Genomic DNA, 630 nt, shown 5'->3' with positions numbered 1-630 from the left:
AGAGTGGGCATTGGGCTTGGGTCATTCTTAGTTACGTGCCGTCATTGGCTATCTTAGCCTATGCCCGAAGCGTGCTAGCGAAACAAGATTCCGACCTGACCAACTGGTTCGAAGGGGCGTTTTTACATGTGTTCTTGATGGCGTTGTTCACCCAAACCAACTACTGGTTAACGGGACAATACGGCTATTTGGGGCACATCGATTTCACAAGTGCCGTGGTCTTTGCCAACCAAGCTCTGGTTATGGGCTTGGTTTACAGTTATCGCAGCCAATTTGCTCAGCAGCTCACCCTTGTTTATCAAGCCTACAGCTACTTATTGTGGGGCGTATTCGCGCTATTGACGGTATGGCTGAACAGCGTTGAATCGCCACTCATCACCAACAACGTATCGGCACAAGCCATGCCGGTGTTCAACATGCTGAGTTTAGGTTGGCTTCTGCCAGCGTGCATTCTCATTGCTGCGGTCGTTAGACGCTGGAATACGCTGCGTGTACACCGATTAGCGGTCGCATGTCTTGGCTTTGCATTAGCGGCCATTTGGCTAGGGATGTCGATTCGACAGTTCTGGCAAACCACGTCAATGACGCTGTTTCAACCGACCAGTATGGCGGAGTTGTTTAGCTACTCAG

The 630-nt window shown here is 50.6% G+C and carries 1 protein-coding gene; it reads left to right on the top strand.

Annotated features, from left to right (window positions below; all coding sequences use genetic code 11):
- Window positions 1-630 (top strand): DUF2339 domain-containing protein (locus tag R8O10_RS25920; protein WP_318192057.1); only part of this gene is annotated, 630 nt, incomplete at both ends.

Origin of the sequence: Vibrio sp. 1727 (genome assembly GCF_033344415.1) — a bacterium.
Lineage (GTDB): Bacteria > Pseudomonadota > Gammaproteobacteria > Enterobacterales > Vibrionaceae > Vibrio > Vibrio alginolyticus.
Note: the sequence above shows the minus strand (reverse complement) of the source record. Positions and strands in the feature narration are given on the sequence as shown.